This window comes from Streptomyces sp. NPDC042346 (assembly GCF_055581845.1).
Genome location: NZ_JBVJEH010000002.1, coordinates 411,014 through 431,017 on the forward strand (window position 1 = coordinate 411,014; position 20,004 = coordinate 431,017).

Sequence of the window (20,004 nt, forward strand, 5' to 3'; positions counted from 1 at the left end):
GGTGATCCCGGCATCCATGCGACGTTGCGCCGGATCCAGGTGGTCCGCCGGTCCGGGACCATCGAGAACCCGCCCAGCGAGGTCGACATCATCGGCAGGGCGAACCCCTTCTCCATGGACGGCGGGCTGACCTCGATCTACGGCACCGAGGTCTGCAACTTCCACGACACCTCGCAGATATCGCTGGACGGCAGGTTCGACCTCGACGAGCGGTTCCTGGCCGAGACCTTCCTGGCGCACGACACCGGGACCAAGGACCGATCGGGTCGGGGGGTCGTGCACATCCTGGGCGGGATCAAGTGGGGGTGGCGGGTACGGCGGGCGGAGTGACGGTTCCCGTCCCGCCTCCGGCCTGCCGCTTCGACAGCTGCGGAGTGGCAGGCCGGACCCGTGCCCGGAACCGGGCCGGTCGGTCGGTCGACCGGCAATCCTGTCAGGAGGCGGCCAGGGCCTCCGTCGGTGAGAGCCGGGAGGCGCGGACGGCCGGGTAGAGACCGGCCAGGGTTCCGATGGCCAGGGTGGCGGCGATGCCGCCCATGACCGCCCAGGGGGGTACGACCGCGGGCCAGTCCTGCGAGAGGGCGTACCCGGTGGTCACGACGGTTCCGAGCAGTGCACCGCCTGCGCCGCCCAGGAGGGACAGCAGCAGAGACTCGGCGAGGAACTGGGTACGGATGTGTCCCCGGGTGGCGCCGAGAGAGCGACGCAGGCCGATCTCGGCGCGGCGTTCCAGGACCGAGATGACCATGGTGTTGGCGACTCCGACGCCGCCGACGAGCAGCGCCACCGCGCCGAGGCCGAGGAGAAGTCCGGTGAACGCCTTGCTCGCGGCCTGTTTGGCCGCCAGGGCGTCGGAGGGGCGGGAGACCTTGACCTCGTTCGGGGCCTGCGGGTTGGCGGTGGCGCCGAGGACGGATCGGACCGCTTCGACGTCGGCGTCGGCGCTGCGCACGTAGACACGGGTGGGCCGGCCGTCGAAGCCCAGTACGGTGTCGGCGGCGGGCCAGCCGACGAGGGCCGCGGAGTCCAGTTCGGGGGCGAGGGCGACGGGTTCGAGGATGCCGATGACCGTGAACCACCGTCCGCCGATCAGCACGCGGGTGTCCGGACGGGTGGAGCCGATGCCCAGGCGCTCGGCGGCCTCGGCCCCGAGCACGGTCGCCGGATACCTGCCGGTCGCCGCGTTGAGCCAGGTGCCGCTGCGCAGCCCGGCTCCGGTGGCGGCGGGCAGGCTCGTCCGTGCCGCGTAGGCGGTGATGCCTCCGTTGTCCGTCTCGGGGATCTTCTCGGTGCGGAAGATGTCGGTGTCGGGAAGCTTGCCGATGGCCGATGTGGAGGTCACCGGCCGGATGCGGGAGATCATCCCTTCCGCGGTGGGCGGGAGTTGGGCCGCTCCGCCGGTCAGCGTGTCTCCCGGGGCGACGGTGAGCAGGTTGGTCCCGAGGGCAGCCAGGGTACGGTCGAGCTCGGCGCGGGAGGACGAGGAGACGCCGACCACGGCGACCATCGCGGCGATGCCGATGGCGATCCCCAGCCCGGAGAGCACGGCGCGCATCGGGCGGGTGCGCAGGCCCACCGCGCCGACCCGAATCACATCGCCGGCCCGTATCCGGGCGGGCCGCAGTGCGTCGGTGGTCATCGGCCCTCCTCCGTGCGGGGGGCTTCCCGTCGGAGTACGTCGTCGATGACCCGGCCGTCTCGCATGTGCACCTGCCGGGGCAGAGAGGCTGCGAGCTCCCGGTCGTGGGTGATGATCACGACGGTGGTGCCGGAGGAGTGGAGGTCGCGCAGCAGCCGCGTCACCGCCTGCCCGGACACCGAGTCCAGGGCCCCGGTCGGTTCGTCCGCAAGCAGCAACGCGGGGTCGCCGGCCACGGCGCGGGCGATGGCCACACGCTGGCGCTCTCCGCCGGACAACTCGTGTGGGTGGTGGTCCGTGCGGTGGCCGAGGCCGACACGGTCCAGTACCTCCACCGCGCGACGCCTGCGCTCGGCGGGCCGCAGCCCGCAGTAGAGGAGGCCGTCGGCCACGTTGTCCAGGGCCGAGGTGCCGGCAGCGAGGTGGAACTGTTGGAAGACGAACCCGATCCGGGAGGCGCGTAGAGCGGACAGTTCAGGGTCGGACAGCGCGCCGACGTCGTGGCCGTCGAGGTGCACGCGACCGGTGGTGGGCCGGTCCAGAGTACCGAGCAGATTCAGCATCGTGGACTTGCCGGAGCCGGAGGGGCCGACGATGGCGGCGAGTTCACCGGGGCCGATGGCCAGGGAGACTCCGTCGAGAGCGGTCACTCCGCCGGCAAAGGTCTTGGTCACATGCGTCAGGGTGATCACTTGGGCATCCCCACCCTGGCGCCCTGGGAGATGCCGCCGGAGATCTCGACGCGGCCGTCGGCGAAAAGCCCCGTCGTGACGCGAACGTACTTCGAGGTCGACCCCTCCACCAGCTCCACCCCGAAGCCTCCCTCGGCAAGGGCGAGCAGCGCGGAAACCGGCACGGTGAGGACGGCCTCGCGGGTGCCGGCCGTGAAGATCACGTGGACGCCGGCCTGGTCGTACGCACGGACGGCCTCGCGGGCCTTGGCAGCCGTGAGTCCGATCACTGCTTTGATTTTCGTCTCCGCCTTCCTCTGTCCCTCGGCGGGCTTGGACACGGTGGAGACCTCGGTGATCGTGCCCAGCACGACGGATCCGTCCGGGAGCCTGACCTCGACGGCCGTGCTCTGCTTGGCCAGCCGCTGGTCAGCGGTGTCCAGCTCCGCTGTGACGGCCTTGGCGGTGCCTGTGTACGACAGCACGTTCTGACCCGGCCCTGTCTGATCCCCCGGCTCGGCCTCCAAGCCGGCGACGCGGATCTCGCCGGGAGTGAAGACGACCCGCCCGAGTTCCACGGTCCCGGTCTTCTTCAGACCGAGGTCGCCTTGCCATCGCCGGACGGCTCTCGCCGTGGCCTCGGTGTACTCCTCGTCGGGTGTGAACCCGGTGTAGCCGAGCGCGCGGAGGTTCTGCTCCAACTGCCTGACATCGGGCCCCTCGGAGCCCTTCGCCAACGCGCGGTAGGCCGGCAACGGTCCGAACAGCACCACCACGGGCTGGTTGTCCACCGCGTACAGCGCCTTGCCCCGCGTGATCTCCGTGCCCTGCTTCGGTAGCCGGGTGAGCGTGCCCGGGAGCCGACCGACCGCGGTCCGCTCCGTACCGAACCCGAGCTGCGCGTCAGCGCTCCTGGTGTCCTTGAGCGTCTGCCGGAGCACCTCGGCCGTCGCCGGAGGTATCCGGCTCGACGTCTTGTGGTCGGCTTTGCCGGTGTCGTCCGGGCCGATCACGGCCGCCGTGCCCGCCCCGGCCGCGACCAGGGCGAGGGCGGCGACCGTCATCGTCGTGGCGCGCCGTGTGCGGTGTCGCCGCCGGCCACGCGCGGGCGGAGTCCGGTCCGCCTGCCGCTCGCCAAGGGGGTGGTCGACCGTCACCGGACGCTCCCCGCCTTCTGGCGGTCGCCCTCGGCCCCGCCGCACTTCTTCCACGCGTTCTCGAAGTCCGGGTCCTCGGCCTGGGCGGGGCCGATGTCGATGCCCTGGCCCTGCTTGGGGTCGGCAAAGTCCGCCACACCGTTCTCGCGCATGCATCGCGCCAGGTCGAGCATGGCCTCGCGGTCCTCGGAGTCGTTCCGGTCGGCGGGCGCCGGCGGCGCGACCGAACGGCACGCCTCGATGGCCTTGTCGGCCTTCTCCTTGTTCGCGCCGTCGATGGAAAGCCCGATGCCCTGACCGGGCTTGGGGTCCGCCACGTCCAGGCCCTGGTGCCGCAGGCACTGCGCGTACTTCACGTTCATCTCGTCACGGCTCAGGCCGGGAGCGGTGGTGCTCGTCGCGCCCTTGGTGCCGCCGTTCGCGGAGGCCACTCCGGTGCCGTCTGCCCCGGAGCCGCACGCGGTGAGCGTCAGGGTCAGGGCGAGGGGCAGGGCGGCGAGCAGGGCGGGGGTGCGGGGGCGCACGTGCGTCGTGCGAGGTGTACGAGGCATGCGAGGCATCTCCTTGCCGAGGGGCCGGTGCGGTACCGGCCGACGGAAGGGATGCAACTCCCGGTGCTGTTGCCCCACTGTTTCCCCATCGCGGGGTCGTCGACCCCGAAGAACGCCGTCGATGGTCGCTTACGAGAAGGAAACGGGCCCACGGACAATCATGGGCGAGAGCGGCCGTGGCCTCCCCGATGGGCGGTGGCCCCGAGCGAAGAGAGGCATTGGATGCGGATCCTGGTGGCGGAGGACGAGCGGCTGCTCGCCGACGCGATCGCGGAATGGCTCCGGCAGGAGACCCATGCGGTCGACGTCGCGTACGACGGCGCCGCGGCCCTGGAGCGGACCGACGTCAACGACTACGACGTCATCATCTTGGACCGGGATCTTCCTCTGGTACACGGCGACGAGGTCTGCGCCCAGCTCGTCGCATCCGGCCATCAGGCACGACTGCTGATGCTCACCGCGGCCGGCGAGGTCACCGACCGCGTCGCCGGACTCTCCCTCGGCGCCGACGACTACCTCACCAAGCCCTTCGCGTTCCCCGAGCTCGTCGCCCGGGTCCTCGCGCTCGGCCGGCGCGCCCGCCCGGCCGCGCCACCGGTGCTCCGCCGCAGCGGCATCACGCTGGACCCGGCGCGCCGCGAGGTGTTCCGGGACAACCGCTACGTACCACTGGCGAAGAAGGAGTTCGCCGTCCTGACGGAGCTTCTGCGCGCCGACGGTGCGGCGGTACCCACCGAACACCTGCTGGAGAAGGCGTGGGACGAGCACACCGATCCCTTCACCGGGGTCGTCCGCCTCACCGTGCTCAAGCTCCGCCGCAAGCTCGGCGACCCGCCCGTCATCGAGACCATCACGGGCGTGGGATACCGGATTCCATGAAGAAGCGCCGCGTCACCCTGCGCGCCCGGCTCACCCTGGTCTACGGCGGCCTGTTCTTCGCCGCCGGCATCGTGCTGCTCGGCGTCACGTACGTCCTCTTCGCCCAGCAACTCGACCGGGGCGGGGATCTGAGCGTCCATTCCGATTCCAGCGGGAACTCGGCCTCGCGGCAGGATTCTCTGCCCGACAACCTCAACTGGGTGGCCGGCGAGCAGAAGAGACTGCACGACGCCGCCACCGCCTCGCTCATCACGCAGGGCAGCATCGCGCTGACCCTCGTCGGCGGCATCGCGGCAGGCTTCGGCTGGCTCATCGCCGGCCGGGTACTGGCCCCCCTGCACCGGGTCACCGACACCGCCCGTCGCATCGCCTCCGCACCGGCCGCCGACCGCGGCCTGCACGAGCGCATCGCGCTGGGTGGCCGCGACGACGAGGTGAAGGACGTCGCCGACAGTTTCGATCTGATGGTCGAACGGCTGGACCGCTCCTTCGACGGGCAGCGCCGCTTCGTCGCGAACGCCTCGCACGAATTGCGCACCCCGCTGACCGTGGGCCGTGCCCTGGTCGAGCTGGCCATGCACCGCGCGTCGGCCTCCACCGACGTGAAACGGCTCGGCGAGGACCTCCTGGAGATCAACGACCGGCACGAACGGCTCATCAGCGGACTGTTGCTGCTGGCCGGCTCGGAGAACCTCGTCCCCGAGCGGCAGACCGTCGATCTCGCGGACGTGGTCGCCCATGTGGCGGCCCAGAGCGCCCCCGAGGCCGACAAGGCCGGGATCACCGTGTACGAGGAACCCGGCCCGGCCCCCACTGCCGGAGACGCTCTGCTGCTCGAACGGCTCGTCCAGAACCTGGTGGAGAACGGCATCCGGCACAACACCGGCGTGGGCGGCTGGGTACGTGTCATCAGCCGCACCCATGAGGACGGCCGGGCCGAGATCGAAGTGAGCAACACCGGCCCCGACGTGTCGCCCTACGAGGTTCCCACTCTGTTCGAACCGTTCCGCCGCCTCGTCACCGAGCGCCTCGTCACCGCCAAGGGCGCGGGCCTCGGTCTGTCCATCGTCCGCTCGGTAGTCCGCGCCCACGGCGGCGACGTCACCGCCCGTCCCCGCCCCGCCGGGGGCCTGATCGTCACCGTGACCCTGCCGCGGGACAGCCGGCGCCTCCCAGGGGACACGCAACCGGCTCGCTGCCGGTGAGCTCGTAGGTGTAGACCCTGCACTTCCGGAGCCCCTTCAGCGACGAGGAGCTGTCGGAGCTACTGACGACCCTGTCGATGGTGCACCGCCGTAGGTCGTGTCCGGGCACGGAGCTCCGGGACGGTGCACGTACCTGGGGAACTACCTCGGGGCCCGGCGCCGTTCTCCCGGCATGAACTCCGTACGGGAAACCCCCGACGTCCTGCGTTACACCGCCTTCTCCGACGATCCCGAGGGGGGCAATCCCGCTGGAGTCGTTCTCGACGCCACGGGCCTCAGCGACGAGGAGATGCAGGCGATCGCCGCCGAAGTCGGCTACAGCGAGAGCGCGTTCCTGACAGCGCCGTTCGAGGGAGCGGGCTCCGGCGCGTCGGACGCCGGGCGCACGTACACCATCCGCTACTTCAGCCCCAAGGCGGAGGTGCCCTTCTGCGGTCACGCCACCGTCGCGACGGCGGTGGCCCTCGCTGAGCGCATCGGTCCCGGCGACCTGGTGTTCACCACGCGTGCCGGGACCGTGCCGGTCACCGTGACGCGGGAGGGCGGGGCGCTGCGGGCCACGCTCACGAGCGTCGAGCCGCACATCGAGGAGGTCGCGGCCGATGACCTGGCAGAGGCACTCGCCGCGCTCGACTGGCCGGCCGGCGACCTCGATCCCGCCCTGCCTCCGCGCATCGCCTTCGCGGGCGCCCGTCATCTGGTCCTTGCCGCCGCGAGCCGAGAGCGCCTGGCCCGCCTGGCGTACGACTTCGCGCGCCTGGAGGCCCTGATGCACCGGCTCGACCTGACGACGCTGCAGTTGGTCTGGCGCGCCTCCGCGGAGGTCTTTCACGTCCGCGGGCCGTTCCCGGTGGGCGGTGTGGTGGAGGACCCGGCGACCGGGGCGGCGGCGGCCGCCTTCGGCGCGTACGCCCGTGAGCTCGGACTCGTGCCCGAGGCGACGGTCCTCACCCTCCACCAAGGGGAGGACATGGGGCGTCCTGGCGTCCTGACGGTGGAGCTGCGGGCGGGCGACCGGCGGATCAGGGTCGGCGGCGCAGGGACCCGCATCTCGGCCTGATCCTGGCCCTCATCTGCGGGTACCCGCGGCGTTGGCGGCGAAGCCTTCACGACGTGCACGAGTACTCCCGGCACTCGATGACACCGTCCGTGACCGCCCCGTTTCTGCGAGTCAGTGACGAATCGTGCGGTCGCGCCCTGGCGAGCCGGCCGGCGGGCTCTGTCACACGCGGAGCCCGCTCGTCACGTCGCTGAGCGAGCCTCTCGCGGATACGCTGGGATTCATGATCGAGTCCGGACGGCCGCGGCTCCGGCGGAGCTACGGCTACGGCAGGCTCGTGCGGCTGTCGCCGGTGATTCTGACTGTCGTGATCGCCGGCCTGGCCTACGCCACTCCGCCGGAGATGGCCTTCAGCCGCCTCCTGCCCGCGGCGCCGGCTCTGGCCGCCGCCATGTGGCCGGTCCTCCCGACTGTCCTCCTCGGGACCGTCTGCCTCCTTCTGATGATCGGCCTCAGCTTCGTCTTCCCCGATCTCGGGACGTGGTGGACCTGCGGGGGAATCATCGCGGTCACCGTGGCCGCCGCATACGGAAGCCATGTCCGGCTTCAACGGGAGCGCACGCTCTTTCAGGTACGGCTCGTCGCCGACGCGGCCCAGCAGGTGGTGCTGCGGCCCCTGCCGCACCGTTTCCGGAACGTCGAGATCGAATCGCTGTACCTCGCGGCCGCCGCGGAAGCCCGCATCGGCGGGGACTTCTACGAGGTGGTCGATACGCCGTACGGAGTACGGCTGCTCATCGGCGACGTGCGGGGCAAAGGCCTGCCGGCGGTGGGGGCGGCCGCGGCGATCGTCAACGCCTTCCGGGAGGCGGCACACGGCGAGGCCTCCATGGCCGACGTCGCCCGCAAGCTCGACGCGAGCTGTGCCCGGCACAACGCCGCCCATCCACCCGAGGCGCCGATGGAACGCTTCGCCACCGCGCTGCTCGTCGAGATCCCGCATCAAGGGAGCCGCATCACCATCGTCAACTGCGGACACCCCCCGCCCTTGATCCACAGCCTCAAGGATGTGCGCACCCTCGAGCCGTCCGTCCCCTCGCCTTTGCTCAGCCTCGCGGAAATGCTCGGCGACCAGTACTTTGCGGACGCCTTCGACTTCGCTCCCGGCGAGCTTCTCCTCCTCTATACGGACGGGATCGCCGAAACCCGCGCCCGGGACGGTGAGTTCTTCCCGTTGACGGCGTGGATGCGCCGACAGCCCCCCACACCTCCCCGCGATCTACTCACGGCGCTGCACCACGACCTCCTCCGTCACAGCAGAGGCAGCCTCGACGATGACATCGCCGCCTTGGCCGTACGCCTGCACACGCCGTGAACCATGCCCGCGGCGGGCGGCACATGGCCGTCACGGCACGGGCAGGGCCTGTTCCGCCCAGATCGTCTTACCTGTCGGCAGGTAACGCGTACCCCAGTGCTCGGTGAGCTGGGCGACCATGAACAGTCCACGTCCGCCCTCCTCGTCGTTGCCGGCGTAACGGGCATGCGGTGAGGTGTGCTGCGAGTCGGAGACCTCACAGATGAGAGAACGGTCCCGGATCAGGCGCAGACCGATCGGGCCGGAGGCGTGACGGATCGCGTTGGTGACCAGTTCACTGACCACCAGTTCCGTGGTGAACACCAGATCGTCCAGTCCCCACCGCACAAGCTGTTCCGCGGCCATCGAACGTGCGCGTGCGACGAGCGCGGGGTCCGAGGGCAGCTCCCAGGCCGCCACCTGGCGTGCGTCCAGCGCACGGGTGCGCACGACAAGGAGCGCCGCGTCGTCCCGCACGTGGTCCGGCACCAGCTCCGCGACGATCTGGGCGCACAACAGGTCGGGCGACGATCCTCGCTGTTCCCCGAGTACAGCCGCCAGGCGGCCCAACCCCACGTCGATGCCCTGCCCCCGCGCCTCCACGAGGCCGTCGGTGAACAGGACGACCAGGCTTCCTGCGGCGAGCGTCACTTCCGTGCCCTCGTACGGAAGCCGTCCCACGCCCAGAGGAGGACCTGGTGGCAGACGAAGGAAGCTGACGGGGCCGTGCGGCTGCACCACAGCCGGCGGCGGGTGTCCCGCCGCCGCCCAGGTGCTCGTTCGAGAGGCCGGATCGTAGACCCCGTAGACGCACGTCGCTCCGACGGCGCCGCTGCCGTCCGAGCCATGCACGTACTGGTCCGACGCCTCCTTGCCGACTTGATCGTTCAGCCGGGCCAGGAGTTCGTCAGGCGCGAGGTCCAGCTCGGCCAAGGTGCGCACCATCGCGCGCAAGCGCCCCATCGTGGCAGCGGCTCCCAGCCCGTGGCCGACAACGTCCCCCACGACGAGTCCGACACGTGCGCCGGACAGCGGAATGACGTCGAACCAGTCGCCGCCGGCGCCGAGGTGGCTGTCGGCGGGCAGGTAGCGACTCGCCGCCTCGACCGCGCTCAGCTCGGGCAGCGATCGTGGCAGCAGACTGCGCTGGAGCATGAACGCCGCGGTGCGCTCTCGTCGGTACCGCCGCGCGTTGTCGATGCACACAGCGGTCCGCGACGCCAGCTCCTCTGCCACCGCCCGATCGTCGTCGTCGAAGGGTTCCGATTCCTCGCCCCGCACGAAGGTGACAAGGCCCAAGGGCGTCCCCCGCACGATCAGCGGGACGTACAGCCGTGTGGGCGCGACCGCGGCGTCCGCGGTCGCACGGCCCCCTGCCAAGCTTTCGGCCTGCGACGATCCGGTGGCATACGCGACCCGCTCGCCCACCCGGGAGGGTTCTCCGTCGGAATCGGCCACGCGCACCAGGTCCCATGCCGTGACGGGCTCCGGTTCCCCTCCTTCGAGCACCTCTGCCGCCACGTCGACCAGCACGGCGTCGGCGTACTGCGGCACGACGATCTTGGCGAGCTCCGCTGCCGTTACGGACGGGTCGAGTGTCGCTCCGATCCGTGCACCGGCCTCCGCGAGGAGAGCGAGGCGCTGCTGCGCACGGTAGTGGTCGGTGACGTCAATGGACTGTTCGCACACCCCCACCGGCTCTCCCCGGCCGTCCAGCAGTCGGAAATAGGACGAGGACCAGACGCGCTCACTCCGCGGGTCGGCCGGGGCGCGCCCTCGGAAATGCACGTCGATGACCGGCTCACCGGTCTCGAGGATCTGTTGGACGAAGTCCTCGGGCGGCACCAGATGCTCGGTGGTGAGGACATCGCCGGGAAAGAGTTCGGTCATGGAGCGGCCCAGCGATGCTGTGAGGTCGCCGCCGAGCTCCCGGACACTGGATGCGTTGGCCCACAAGAGGCGCGCGCCGGGGCCGTAGATGGTCAGTGTCACGGGCGACTGGGTCACGAGCCCCTGCAGCATCGCCTGCCGGGTCTCCCACCAGCGAAGTCCCTCCAGCTCGGTGGCCATGAGGACGGCTGTGGGGGCCCGGCCGGTGGAGTCCCCGTCGGAGGCGGGGGCCAGGGGGCGCAGAGCCACTGCCACACGTAGGGGGTGTCCGCTACGGTGGCGCACGTCCACGACGGCACTGCGTTGCCCACCGAACCACAGTCGCTGATCCGGTCGCCGCTCTTCCGGTCTGTCGCGGTCGGCGTGCGGGGTTGCGAGCAGCTCCGCCGCCCGGCGTCCCAGTACCTGCGAAGCGGGATATCCCAGGAGGGCCTCGGCCTCACGACTCCACCCGACGAGCACTCCGTCTGCGGCGATCAGGGCGATGGCGGCCGGGGGCGGACCGAGGTGCCCGCCGTCGTCCGCCCCGGCGGGAGGAGTGAAAGGTAGCCCTTCCATGGTCCTATCATCCTTCCGTGCCGTCGCGACCGCAGTGCGCTCGGTCCAGTGCGGACGGCCACGACACAGCGCGGGCGGGGCGCGGCCCTGCAGCGCATTCGCTCTACGTCAGCTTGCGTGTGCGAGCGGTGGAGTGCCGCCGTTCGCACGTGTCGTCGCGACACCGAAGTTCAGGCTGCCGTCGCCTTGAGCCCGTCCCGGAGTTCGAGGTCGACATCTCCGCTCCCCGTGACGACTGTTGCCCGGCTCGACGCCGATCCGCGGCGGCACCGTGTCAGCCCTGCTGCGCATCGGCAAAATGCCTTGCAGCACAAGTGAGCTTCAGACGGCACACTCGGCGGGCCGGGAAACGAGGAAGTACCCCTCTTGGAAAGAGGGGAATACACGACAAGTCGGCGACGTGGACAGCGAGATACAACGTCACCGCGTCCCTTGCGTATAACACCAACGAGAAGCCAATTAGTCCTAAAAAGGACGATATTAGGTTGCGGTAAATTCCCTCCCCGTCACCAACAGGTGATCGACAAGGGGAGGAACGAACAGGATGAGACGACGGACGTCCGCTCTGCGTGAGCGGCATCCGCTGCCTTCGCCCGGCCGGGTGAGGCGCATAGCCCTGGCCACGGCGCTGGTGATGACCTTCGGGCTGATGGAGGGGATGGCGACCGCGGCGATACCGGACCGGGTGCCCGCCGAGAAGCCGCAGGACGTCAAGGGTCCGGCCGAGGCGGAGGACGCCGCGTCGGCATTGCTGATGGCGCGGCTGCAGGACCGGCGGATCGAGGTCACCGGGGAGCGCACCGAGTCCACGACGAGCTGGGCCAACCCGGACGGCTCGATGTCGCTGGACTCCTACACCGGTCCCGTCCGCTTCAAGGACGATGACGCCACCTGGCGCACGGTCGACCCCAGCCTGGTCGAGGCACCGGGCGGCGGGGTCCGAGCGGCGGCCCACCCACTGAATCTGGCACTGTCGGGAGAGTCGTCGGCCGCGGAGGTCGCGCGGGTCAAGGCATCGGGCGGTGCACCGGGCGCGAAGAAGACGCCGGCCGTCCCCCTGGTCTCGCTCGACAGCGGCGAGGGTCACGCGATGACCCTGTCGTGGCGCGGCGCCCTGCCCGATCCGACGGTGCACGGCACCGAGGCCCGCTACCCGGGGGTGGCGACCGGCACCGACATGGTGATCGAGTCGACCCGCACCGGTTTCGAGCAGTTCCTGGAGCTGAAGGACCGTAGCGCCGTCGACGCCACCGGCTCGGTGACACTGTCGCTCAAGGCCAAGGGGCTGACGGTCAGGTCCAACACCGACCGCTCGGTGACGTTCCTGGACAAAACCACCGGCAAGGAAGCGGGCGTCCTGCCCGCGCCGGTGATGTGGGACGCGACGGTCGACCCGAACACGGGCGAGCACGAGAACCGGGCCGACGTCGGTCTGAAGGTCACGCAGAACGGTGATGCGGTCGACCTCACGCTCACCCCGGACGCGGCCTTCCTCGCCGACCCCGCAACGAAGTTCCCGGTCACGGTCGATCCGGCCGTGAACATCGGGGCGAGCTTCGACGCCTTCGTCCAGCAGGGGTTCACGTCCGACCAGTCGGCCGCAACCGAGCTCAAGCTCGGCAACAACGGCGAGGGCCAGGTCGCCCGTTCGTTCCTGGCCTTCCCGATGGCGAAGATCACCGGCAAGGTCGTCAAGTCGTCGAGCCTGAACCTGTGGAACTTCCACTCCTGGTCGTGCAGCGCGCGCAGCTGGGAGGTCTGGGACACCAGTTCCGCCTCCAGCGCCACGCGCTGGACCACCCAGCCGAACTGGAACCGGAAGTGGTCAACCTCCACGGCCACCAAGGGCTACTCGTCCTCGTGCGCCGACGGCTGGGTGAGCACGGACATCACCACACTGGCCACCACCTGGGCGGGGAACGGCAACGGGACGAACACGCTCGGCATCCGGGCCACGGACGAGACCGACGAGTTCGCCTGGAAGAAGTTCAACTCCGGTAACGCGGCCTCGAACACGCCGTACATCTCGGTCACGTACAACACCAAGCCGGGCGCGGCCACTCCGCTGTCCCCGCTGACCGGTACGGCGACGAACGACACGACGCCGACCCTGTCGGCCAAGGCCGTCGACGCCGACGGCAACACCGTCCGGCTGACGTTCGACGTCTGGAAGTCCGACGGAACCGCGGCACTGCAGTCCGGCACCTCGGTGTACGTCGCGTCCGGCGCCACCGCGACCTGGACCCCCGGTACGGCCCTGGCGCAGGGCTCGTACAAGTGGCGGGCGGCGGTCTACGACGGTCAGGACTGGAACGGCACCTGGTCGGCCTGGCAGACCTTCACGGTCGACACCACCAAGCCCGGTGCGCCGTTCGTCTCGTCGACGGACTACCCGCAGGACAACCTGTGGCACGGCGGCGGAGGGGTGGCGGGCACGTTCACCTTCACCGCGGCCTCCGGCACGACGGACCTGGCCGGCTACGTCTACTCGCTGGACGGCGCCGCGGCCGTGACCGTCACCGCGACCGGTACGGCGACGGTGACGGTGACCCCGGCCGCCGACGGCCACCGCACGCTGCGCGTCCAGGCGAAGGACAAGGCGGGCAACCTCTCGACGGCCGTCGTGTACGACTTCCTGGTCGGCCAGGGCGCGATGGTGCAGCCTGCCGAGGGCGCGGTCAGCGCGCGGCGCGTACAGATCGCGGTCGACGCCCAGCCGAAGTACACCCGCGTCACGTACCAGTGGCGGCGCGGCCCCGGTGCCTCGGTCTACGACGTTCCGCTCGCGAACCTGACCAAGCAGGACAACACCCCGATCACCGCCCCGAAGACTCCGCTCACGGAGATCGGCGCGTACGCGAACTGGTCGGTCCTGGAGACCCTCGGCCAGGTCGGCGGTGTCGTCCAGGTCCGCGCGACGCTGTACACCAACAGCGACACGGACCCCGCGTACATCAGCGAGTGGCGTGGCTTCACCGTCGACCCGAACGCCGACGGCGCCGCCTCCGACGAGGTCGGCCCCGGCTCGGTGAACCTGCTGACCGGCGACTACTCGGTGAACGTGACGGACGTCGACGAGTTCGGCCTGTCCTCGACCCGTACGGCCTCCTCCCGGGGCACGGACCGCGGCTGGATGCCGCAGGGCCAGCGCCTGACCGCCAACCAGCAGGACGTCTCCACGGACCTGACCGGCTTCTCGGCGGCCACGGCGACGCTCACCCGGGACACCACGTTCGGCCAGGACGGCTCCACCGACTCACTGAAGGTCGTCCCCACCACCAACACCAGCGGCGACTCCTTCGCCATGGTCGGCGGCGACCAGAACGCCCTGCAGCTGGGCATGAAGCCGGGCAGGACCTACCGGTTCTCCGCCTGGGCCTACGCGCCCTCGGCGACCGGCCTGTCCCCGCAGCACGCGCGCGGCCTGCGCCTGTACGCGGGCTTCTCCACTCCCGGAGGCTTCGTCGAGCCGACCTCCCGGAAGGTGCCGTACACCGACGCGTGGGCCGAACTGACGCTCGACTTCACCGTTCCGAAGGACGCCACCACGGCCTTCCTGCGGCTGTACAACGGCTTCCCGGCCAACTCGGGCAAGGCCGTGTACTTCGATCACCTGTCCCTGCGCGAGCTGGTCGCCCCGTTCGGTCCGGAATGGGCCGGCGGCGCGGCGGGCGGCGTGACGGACAACGAGCTGCACGCGCTGACCTTCCCCGGCAAGGACGTCGCGGTCATCACCGGCTACGACGACTCCACCATCACCTTCGCCAAGAGCTCGGACGGCACGTTCAGCCCCGAGCCCGGAGCAGAGGGGCTGATCCTCGCCGCGTCCGGCGCCGACTACGTCCTCACCGACGACGACGGCACGGTCACCCGCTTCAAGAAGCAGACCGGCTCGGACGTCCACGTCGTGGACTCCGTCTCCGGTACGGACGACGCGTCGACCAGCCGGTACGTGTACGACACGACCGACGGACGCACCCTCGTCAAGCGCGTCATCGGCGAGGCAGAGCCTGGCGTGGACGACACCGGCCAGTGCACGGGGGCCGTCCCCGCGCGCGGCTGCGAGGTGCTGGAGTACGTCTACGCCACGGCCACCACCGCCACGGCCACCACGCCCGGTGACGTCGCCGACCGGGTGAAGGCCGTGCGCGTCTGGTCGTGGGACCCGGCCGCGAACGCTGTGAACGCCGTCGACGTGGCCGCCTACCGCTATGACGACCAGGGCCGCCTCGTCGAGGCGTGGGACCCGCGCAAGGGTTCGGCCGCGGACACGTCGGTCCTCAAGACGGTCTACTCGTACGACGCCGGAAACCGTCTGACGAAGATCGACACCGCGGGCGAGCTGCCCTGGATGTTCGACTACGGCAAGGCCGGGGCCGACCAGGACCCGGGCCGTCTGCTCCAGGTCCGTCGTCCGGCGCTGCAGCCGGGCAGCAAGGACGTGGTCGAGGGCGAGACCGCCTCGAAGGTGGTCTACGAGGTCCCGCTGACCCGGGCGGCCGGTGGTCCGTACGACCTCGACGGCGCGAGTGCCGCGAAGTGGGGTCAGGCGGACGTGCCGACGGACGCGACCGCCGTCTTCGACGTCGAGTCCACCCCGGCCGTGAACACGGCCACCGCCACCGTCCCCGGCAAGGACGGCTACCAGCAGGCGGTCGTCCGCTACCTGAACGCCTCGGCGCAGGAGGTGAACACCGCCACCTGGTCGCCGACCGGGGCGGGTGACATCGACACGGCCGAGTACGACCGCTTCGGCAACACCGTCCGCACCCTCGACGCCACCGGCCGCCTCCTGGCGCTCGGTCTCGGCGAGAACGTGGACGAGAAGGTCGTCGAGCTGGGGCTGCCCGACGAGTCCGCGGCCCGTGCCGCGCTGCTCGACTCCCGCAGCGTCTACAGCCGTGACGGTCAGGACCTCCTGGAGGAGACCGGTCCGGTCTTCCGTGCCCTGCTGGACGAGGCGGTGCCGGCGCAGGTCGACCCGCCGATGCCCGCACTCGCCGCCGCAGCCTCGGTGGTCGTGCGCGAGCACACCGTCCACAAGTACGACGAGGGCAAGCCGGACGGCGCGGCCTACCACCTGGAGACCACCACCCTCGACGGCGCCCGCATCGAGGGCTACACGAACGACGTCGAGGTCCGGGTCACCAAGACCGGCTACGACACCCCGATCGGCGGCACCTCCGGCTGGACCCTGCGCACCGAGACCTCGGTGACCACGGACGCCGTGGCCGGCGGCGCGAACCTGACCGCCACCGTCAAGTACGACGCGGCGGGCCGCGCGGTCGAATCCCGCAGGCCGGGATCGAACGGCGCCGACACCGGCACGGTGAAGACCGTGTTCTACACGGCCGGCGCCAACCCCGACGACGCCGCGTGCGGCAACCGTCCGGAGTGGGCGGGCAACCCCTGTGTCACGCTGCCCGGCGGCAAGGTCACCGGTGCGGACACCACCCGCATGCCCGACACCCTGCCGGTCAAGCGGATCACCCGCTACTCCCGCTTCGGTGACGTCGAGGAGACGTCCGAGACCAACGCGGGCAAGACCCGTGTGTCGACCACCGTCTACGACGCGGCCGACCGGATCTCCTCGACGGGGATCACCGGCGACCTCGGCCAGGACCTTCCCGAGGTCACCACCGAGTACGACCCGGTGACCGGCAACGCGGTCAGGACCATGGCCGGCGGCAAGACCATCAGCCGGACCTTCGACGCGCTCGACCGTCTGCTGTCGTACACGGATGCCGACGGCGGCACGACCACGACCGAGTTCGACAGGTTCGGCAAGCCGGTCAAGGTCAGCGACAACACCGGATCCACCACCTACACCTACGACCGCACCCAGGAACCGCGCGGCATGGTCACCTCCGTGACCGACTCCGTCGCGGGAACCTTCACCGCGAGGTACGGCCCCGACGGCCAGCTCACCGAGCAGACCTACCCCGGCGGTTACGTCCGCAAGGACAGCTTCAACGCAAGCGGCGCGGCCACCGGCCGTACGTACAGCCGTGTCTCCGACGGCGAGGTCGTCTACGGCCAGCACCTGGACATGACGGCCCAGGGCGCCGTCGCAGCGGACACCAACTCCACCGACAGCAAGGAGTACGGCTACGACCGGCTCGGCCGCCTGGTCAAGGCCGCCCAGACCACCGTCGCCGGCTGCACCACCCGCGCCTACGCCTTCGACGAGGCCGGGCGCAGCATCACCGGCCGCATGAACCGCACCTCCAAGACGGTGTACGACGCCGCCGAGGACGGCTCGTGCACCAGCGCCGGTGGCACGGTCACCACCAGCGCGTACGACAGCGCCGACCGGCTGCTGACCGCCGGCTACACGTACGACGCCTTCGGCCGCACCACCGCCACCGGCACCGGCTCCGTCAACACGTACTGGGACAACGACCTCGTCGCCTCCCAGACCACGGGCGACAGGCGCCAGTCCTGGTCCCTCGACCCGGCCCACCGCTTCACCTCCTTCACCACGGAGGCCAAGCAGGCGGACGGCACCTGGGCCAACGCGACCAGCAAGCTCAACCACTACGGAGACGACTCCGACGAGCCCCGCTGGATCATCGAGGACACCACCCAGGGCACCCTGACCCGCAACGTCTCCGGCCCGGACGGCGACCTGACCGCCACCACCTCCGCCACCGGCGACGTGGAGCTCCAGTTCGCCAACCTCCACGGCGACGTGGCCGTCACCCTCGACACCGCGACGACCGCGCCGAAGGTCTTCACCTTCGACGAGTTCGGCGTCCCGGCCGAGGGCCAGGCCGCCCAGCGATACGGCTGGCTCGGCGCCAAGCAGCGGTCCTCCGAGGCGCTCGACGACGTCATCCTCATGGGAGCCCGCCTCTACGCACCCGCGCTCGGCCGGTTCCTCCAGGTCGACCCGGAGCCCGGAGGCAACGCCAACCCGTACGACTACTGTGCGGGCGACCCCGTCAACTGCACCGACCTCGACGGGAACTGGGGCTTCAGCTTCAAGAAGATGTTCAAGGCGGTCGCCCGCGTAGCGGAAGTCGCCTCGTACATCCCCGGCCCCATCGGCAACATCGCCTCCGCCGTCGGCGCCCTCTCCTACGCCGCCACCGGCAACTGGCGCAAGGCCGCCGAGATGAGCGTCGGCATCGCCTTCGGCTCCGCCGGCCGCCTCGCCGTCAGAGGCTTCAAGGCGGCGCGTGCCCTCCGCAAGGCCGGCCGCGTCAAGCGCATGGCCTCACGGGCGAAGAGGGTCTTCAGGCGCTCCCGGTGCAACTCCTTCGCGCCGGACACACCCGTGCTGATGGCCGACGGAAGCTACCTGCCGATCGGAGACGTCCGGACGGGGGACCTGGTGGCGGCGATGGACCCGGCGACGGGTCTGACCACCGCCCAGCCCGTCCTGGAGGTCTACACCGGCTCGGGCACCAAGCACATGGTGGCGATCGACACGGACCTCGACCCGGCGACCCCGCCGCTCATGGCGACCGCGGACCACCCGATGTGGGTCGAGGACAAGGGCTGGACCAAGGCCGTCGACCTCGTGCCCGGCGACGCGCTGCGGTCGGCGGACAACGCGGCCCACACGGTGCGCGCCGTCCGCAACCTCGGCGAGCTCGCGGACCAGCTGGTCTTCAACCTCAACGTCGGAAACGTCCACACGTACCTCGTTTTCGACGGAACCGCGGACACGCTCGTCCACAACGCCAGTTGCCACCTCAACCGGCACGCCAGGAAGGCTCCCCGTAAACGGGGCGTCTATGTCATCAAGTACAACAACGGCTCTTACTACGTCGGCAAGTCGAAGAACATGCACCGGCGCATGCACCAGCACGACAAGAAGGGCAAGCTCAACAATGTGCAGTCGATTCGCTATCACGAGCGGAGCAAGGGAAGCCTCCGCAGGCTCGAACAGGGCTTGTACAATCGCTACAAGTGCTATGGCGGCGCGACGCTGACCAACAAGATCCGACCGTCCAGGAAGTACGCTCACTGCTGACGGAGAGGGGGGTGGGGACGGAACGTCCCCACCCCCCTTTTTTCTTTTCCCGGAGGAGTACGCATGAAGATCGCCCGACGGCGCGACGGGTGGTCCGAGATGTTCGTGACCGACGAACCGTGGGATCCCGCATATACCGAGCGGTTCGAGGACGGTACGTGTGACGGGCTGGTCATCGGAGCGCCCGCACACCGGAAAACCGGTCCCGCCGTCGACCTCGCCTTCCTTTCCGACCTTGCCGGACTGCGCAGTCTCCGCGTCCTGAGCGGTGTCCCGGACCTCTCCCCCGTGACGCGATGCCCCGGGCTCGTACGGCTGCGGCTGCCCGCGTCCGCCACCCAGGAGCTGGACCTGTCCGGGCTGCCGGAGCTCCGGGAGCTGGAAGTCCCGTGGCCGGTCGTGGCCCGGTCCCTTTCTCTGCCGGCGTCCCTCGACGACCTCGTCCTTTCGGAGTGGAAGGGAGCATCCCTTTCCGCGCTCGGGCCCAAGCCGGCCCTGCGGAAGCTCCGGCTCGAAGCGAACCGGAAACACGTCACCGACATGGAAGGTGCCGCGCTCTTCCCTGCCCTGCGTGAACTCCGCCTCTACGACGGCCGGCTCGCCCGTTCCGAGCTGCTGGCCGGGGCCGCGGCACTGGAGGACGTGTCCCTGCTCTCCGCGAAGACCGACGCGATCGCTTTCGTCTCCGGTCTCGCCCTCCTGCAACGCCTTGAGCTGGAGAACAGCGGTGACATCGCCTCGCTCGCCCCTGTCGCGGACCATCCGGCACTCCGCGAGGTGATCGTCTCCGGTTCGACCCGGGTGGTCGACGGAGACCTCTCACCCCTGCTCGACAACGCTCGACTGACCTTCGTCGCGCTCGAACGCGGCCATGCCCACTACAGCCACGCACCGCGCGAGGTCCGCAAGGGCTGACAGGCTTCGCCGACCGGCCGGCGGAGCTGCTCTCCGGGCTCGATCGCGGTCCGCTCCCGTCGACGTGGGGCCGACACCGGTCACGGCGTGTGTGCGCCATGGCACCCGTGTCACCACCCTCGGTGCGCATCGCACCCGGGAGGCGTCCGCCGGGCCTACAGCGCAGTACGTGCCCGTGGGCCGGTCCGTTCCGTGCCCGGGCCG

Annotated in this window: 12 protein-coding genes; 7 read left to right on the forward strand and 5 right to left on the reverse strand. The window is 70.4% G+C overall.

All coding sequences use genetic code 11. The features are described from left to right. Positions 1-24 precede the first annotated feature (24 nt). On the forward strand, positions 25-330 hold the full coding sequence (locus ACZ6K0_RS10630) for a hypothetical protein (protein ID WP_469236263.1): 306 nt from the start codon (positions 25-27) through the stop codon (positions 328-330). Between the two features lie 103 nt (positions 331-433). On the opposite strand, the gene ACZ6K0_RS10635 is transcribed toward ACZ6K0_RS10630, so the two are convergent. From ACZ6K0_RS10635 to ACZ6K0_RS10650, 4 genes are read right to left on the reverse strand one after another with little or no spacing between them, the layout of a single operon-like run. Beyond that, entirely contained in the window at positions 434-1,639 is a 1,206-nt protein-coding gene (locus ACZ6K0_RS10635) for an ABC transporter permease (RefSeq protein WP_469236264.1), read from the reverse strand. Continuing rightward, positions 1,636-2,331: an ABC transporter ATP-binding protein gene (locus ACZ6K0_RS10640; protein WP_469236265.1), complete on the reverse strand. Its 696-nt coding sequence runs from the start codon at positions 2,329-2,331 to the stop codon at positions 1,636-1,638. The genes ACZ6K0_RS10635 and ACZ6K0_RS10640 overlap by 4 nt, the downstream gene beginning before the upstream one ends. Further along, positions 2,328-3,467: a peptidoglycan-binding protein gene (locus tag ACZ6K0_RS10645; RefSeq protein WP_469236266.1), complete on the reverse strand. Its 1,140-nt coding sequence runs from the start codon at positions 3,465-3,467 to the stop codon at positions 2,328-2,330. Before ACZ6K0_RS10645 ends, ACZ6K0_RS10640 begins: the two co-directional genes overlap by 4 nt. Then, entirely contained in the window at positions 3,464-4,018 is a 555-nt protein-coding gene (locus ACZ6K0_RS10650; protein ID WP_469236267.1) for a hypothetical protein, read from the reverse strand. The genes ACZ6K0_RS10645 and ACZ6K0_RS10650 overlap by 4 nt, the downstream gene beginning before the upstream one ends. Before the next feature lie 222 nt (positions 4,019-4,240). Between ACZ6K0_RS10650 and ACZ6K0_RS10655 the strand changes: the two genes are divergently transcribed. The 4 genes from ACZ6K0_RS10655 (at position 4,241) to ACZ6K0_RS10670 (ending at position 8,477) form a co-directional block, all read left to right on the forward strand. Continuing rightward, positions 4,241-4,897, forward strand: a complete 657-nt coding sequence (locus ACZ6K0_RS10655) for a response regulator transcription factor (RefSeq protein ID WP_469236268.1) — start codon at positions 4,241-4,243, stop codon at positions 4,895-4,897. Beyond that, complete coding sequence (locus ACZ6K0_RS10660; RefSeq protein ID WP_469236269.1) at positions 4,894-6,102, forward strand: sensor histidine kinase; 1,209 nt, start codon at positions 4,894-4,896, stop codon at positions 6,100-6,102. Before ACZ6K0_RS10655 ends, ACZ6K0_RS10660 begins: the two co-directional genes overlap by 4 nt. Before the next feature lie 172 nt (positions 6,103-6,274). Then, on the forward strand, positions 6,275-7,162 hold the full coding sequence (locus ACZ6K0_RS10665) for a PhzF family phenazine biosynthesis protein (RefSeq protein ID WP_469236270.1): 888 nt from the start codon (positions 6,275-6,277) through the stop codon (positions 7,160-7,162). A 223-nt stretch (positions 7,163-7,385) separates the two neighbouring features. Next, positions 7,386-8,477: a PP2C family protein-serine/threonine phosphatase gene (locus ACZ6K0_RS10670; RefSeq protein WP_376409390.1), complete on the forward strand. Its 1,092-nt coding sequence runs from the start codon at positions 7,386-7,388 to the stop codon at positions 8,475-8,477. A gap of 30 nt (positions 8,478-8,507) precedes the next feature. Here ACZ6K0_RS10670 and ACZ6K0_RS10675 read toward each other — a convergent pair whose 3' ends face one another. Next, positions 8,508-10,904, reverse strand: a complete 2,397-nt coding sequence (locus tag ACZ6K0_RS10675) for a SpoIIE family protein phosphatase (RefSeq protein WP_469236271.1) — start codon at positions 10,902-10,904, stop codon at positions 8,508-8,510. Positions 10,905-11,448: 544 nt separating this feature from the next. Here ACZ6K0_RS10675 and ACZ6K0_RS10680 point away from each other — a divergent pair. Next, on the forward strand, positions 11,449-18,885 hold the full coding sequence (locus tag ACZ6K0_RS10680; RefSeq protein ID WP_469575700.1) for a DNRLRE domain-containing protein: 7,437 nt from the start codon (positions 11,449-11,451) through the stop codon (positions 18,883-18,885). A 63-nt stretch (positions 18,886-18,948) separates the two neighbouring features. Next, the gene (locus ACZ6K0_RS10685) at positions 18,949-19,800 is read left to right on the forward strand and encodes a hypothetical protein (protein WP_469236273.1); all 852 of its coding nucleotides are present in this window, start codon (positions 18,949-18,951) and stop codon (positions 19,798-19,800) included. Positions 19,801-20,004 lie beyond the last annotated feature (204 nt).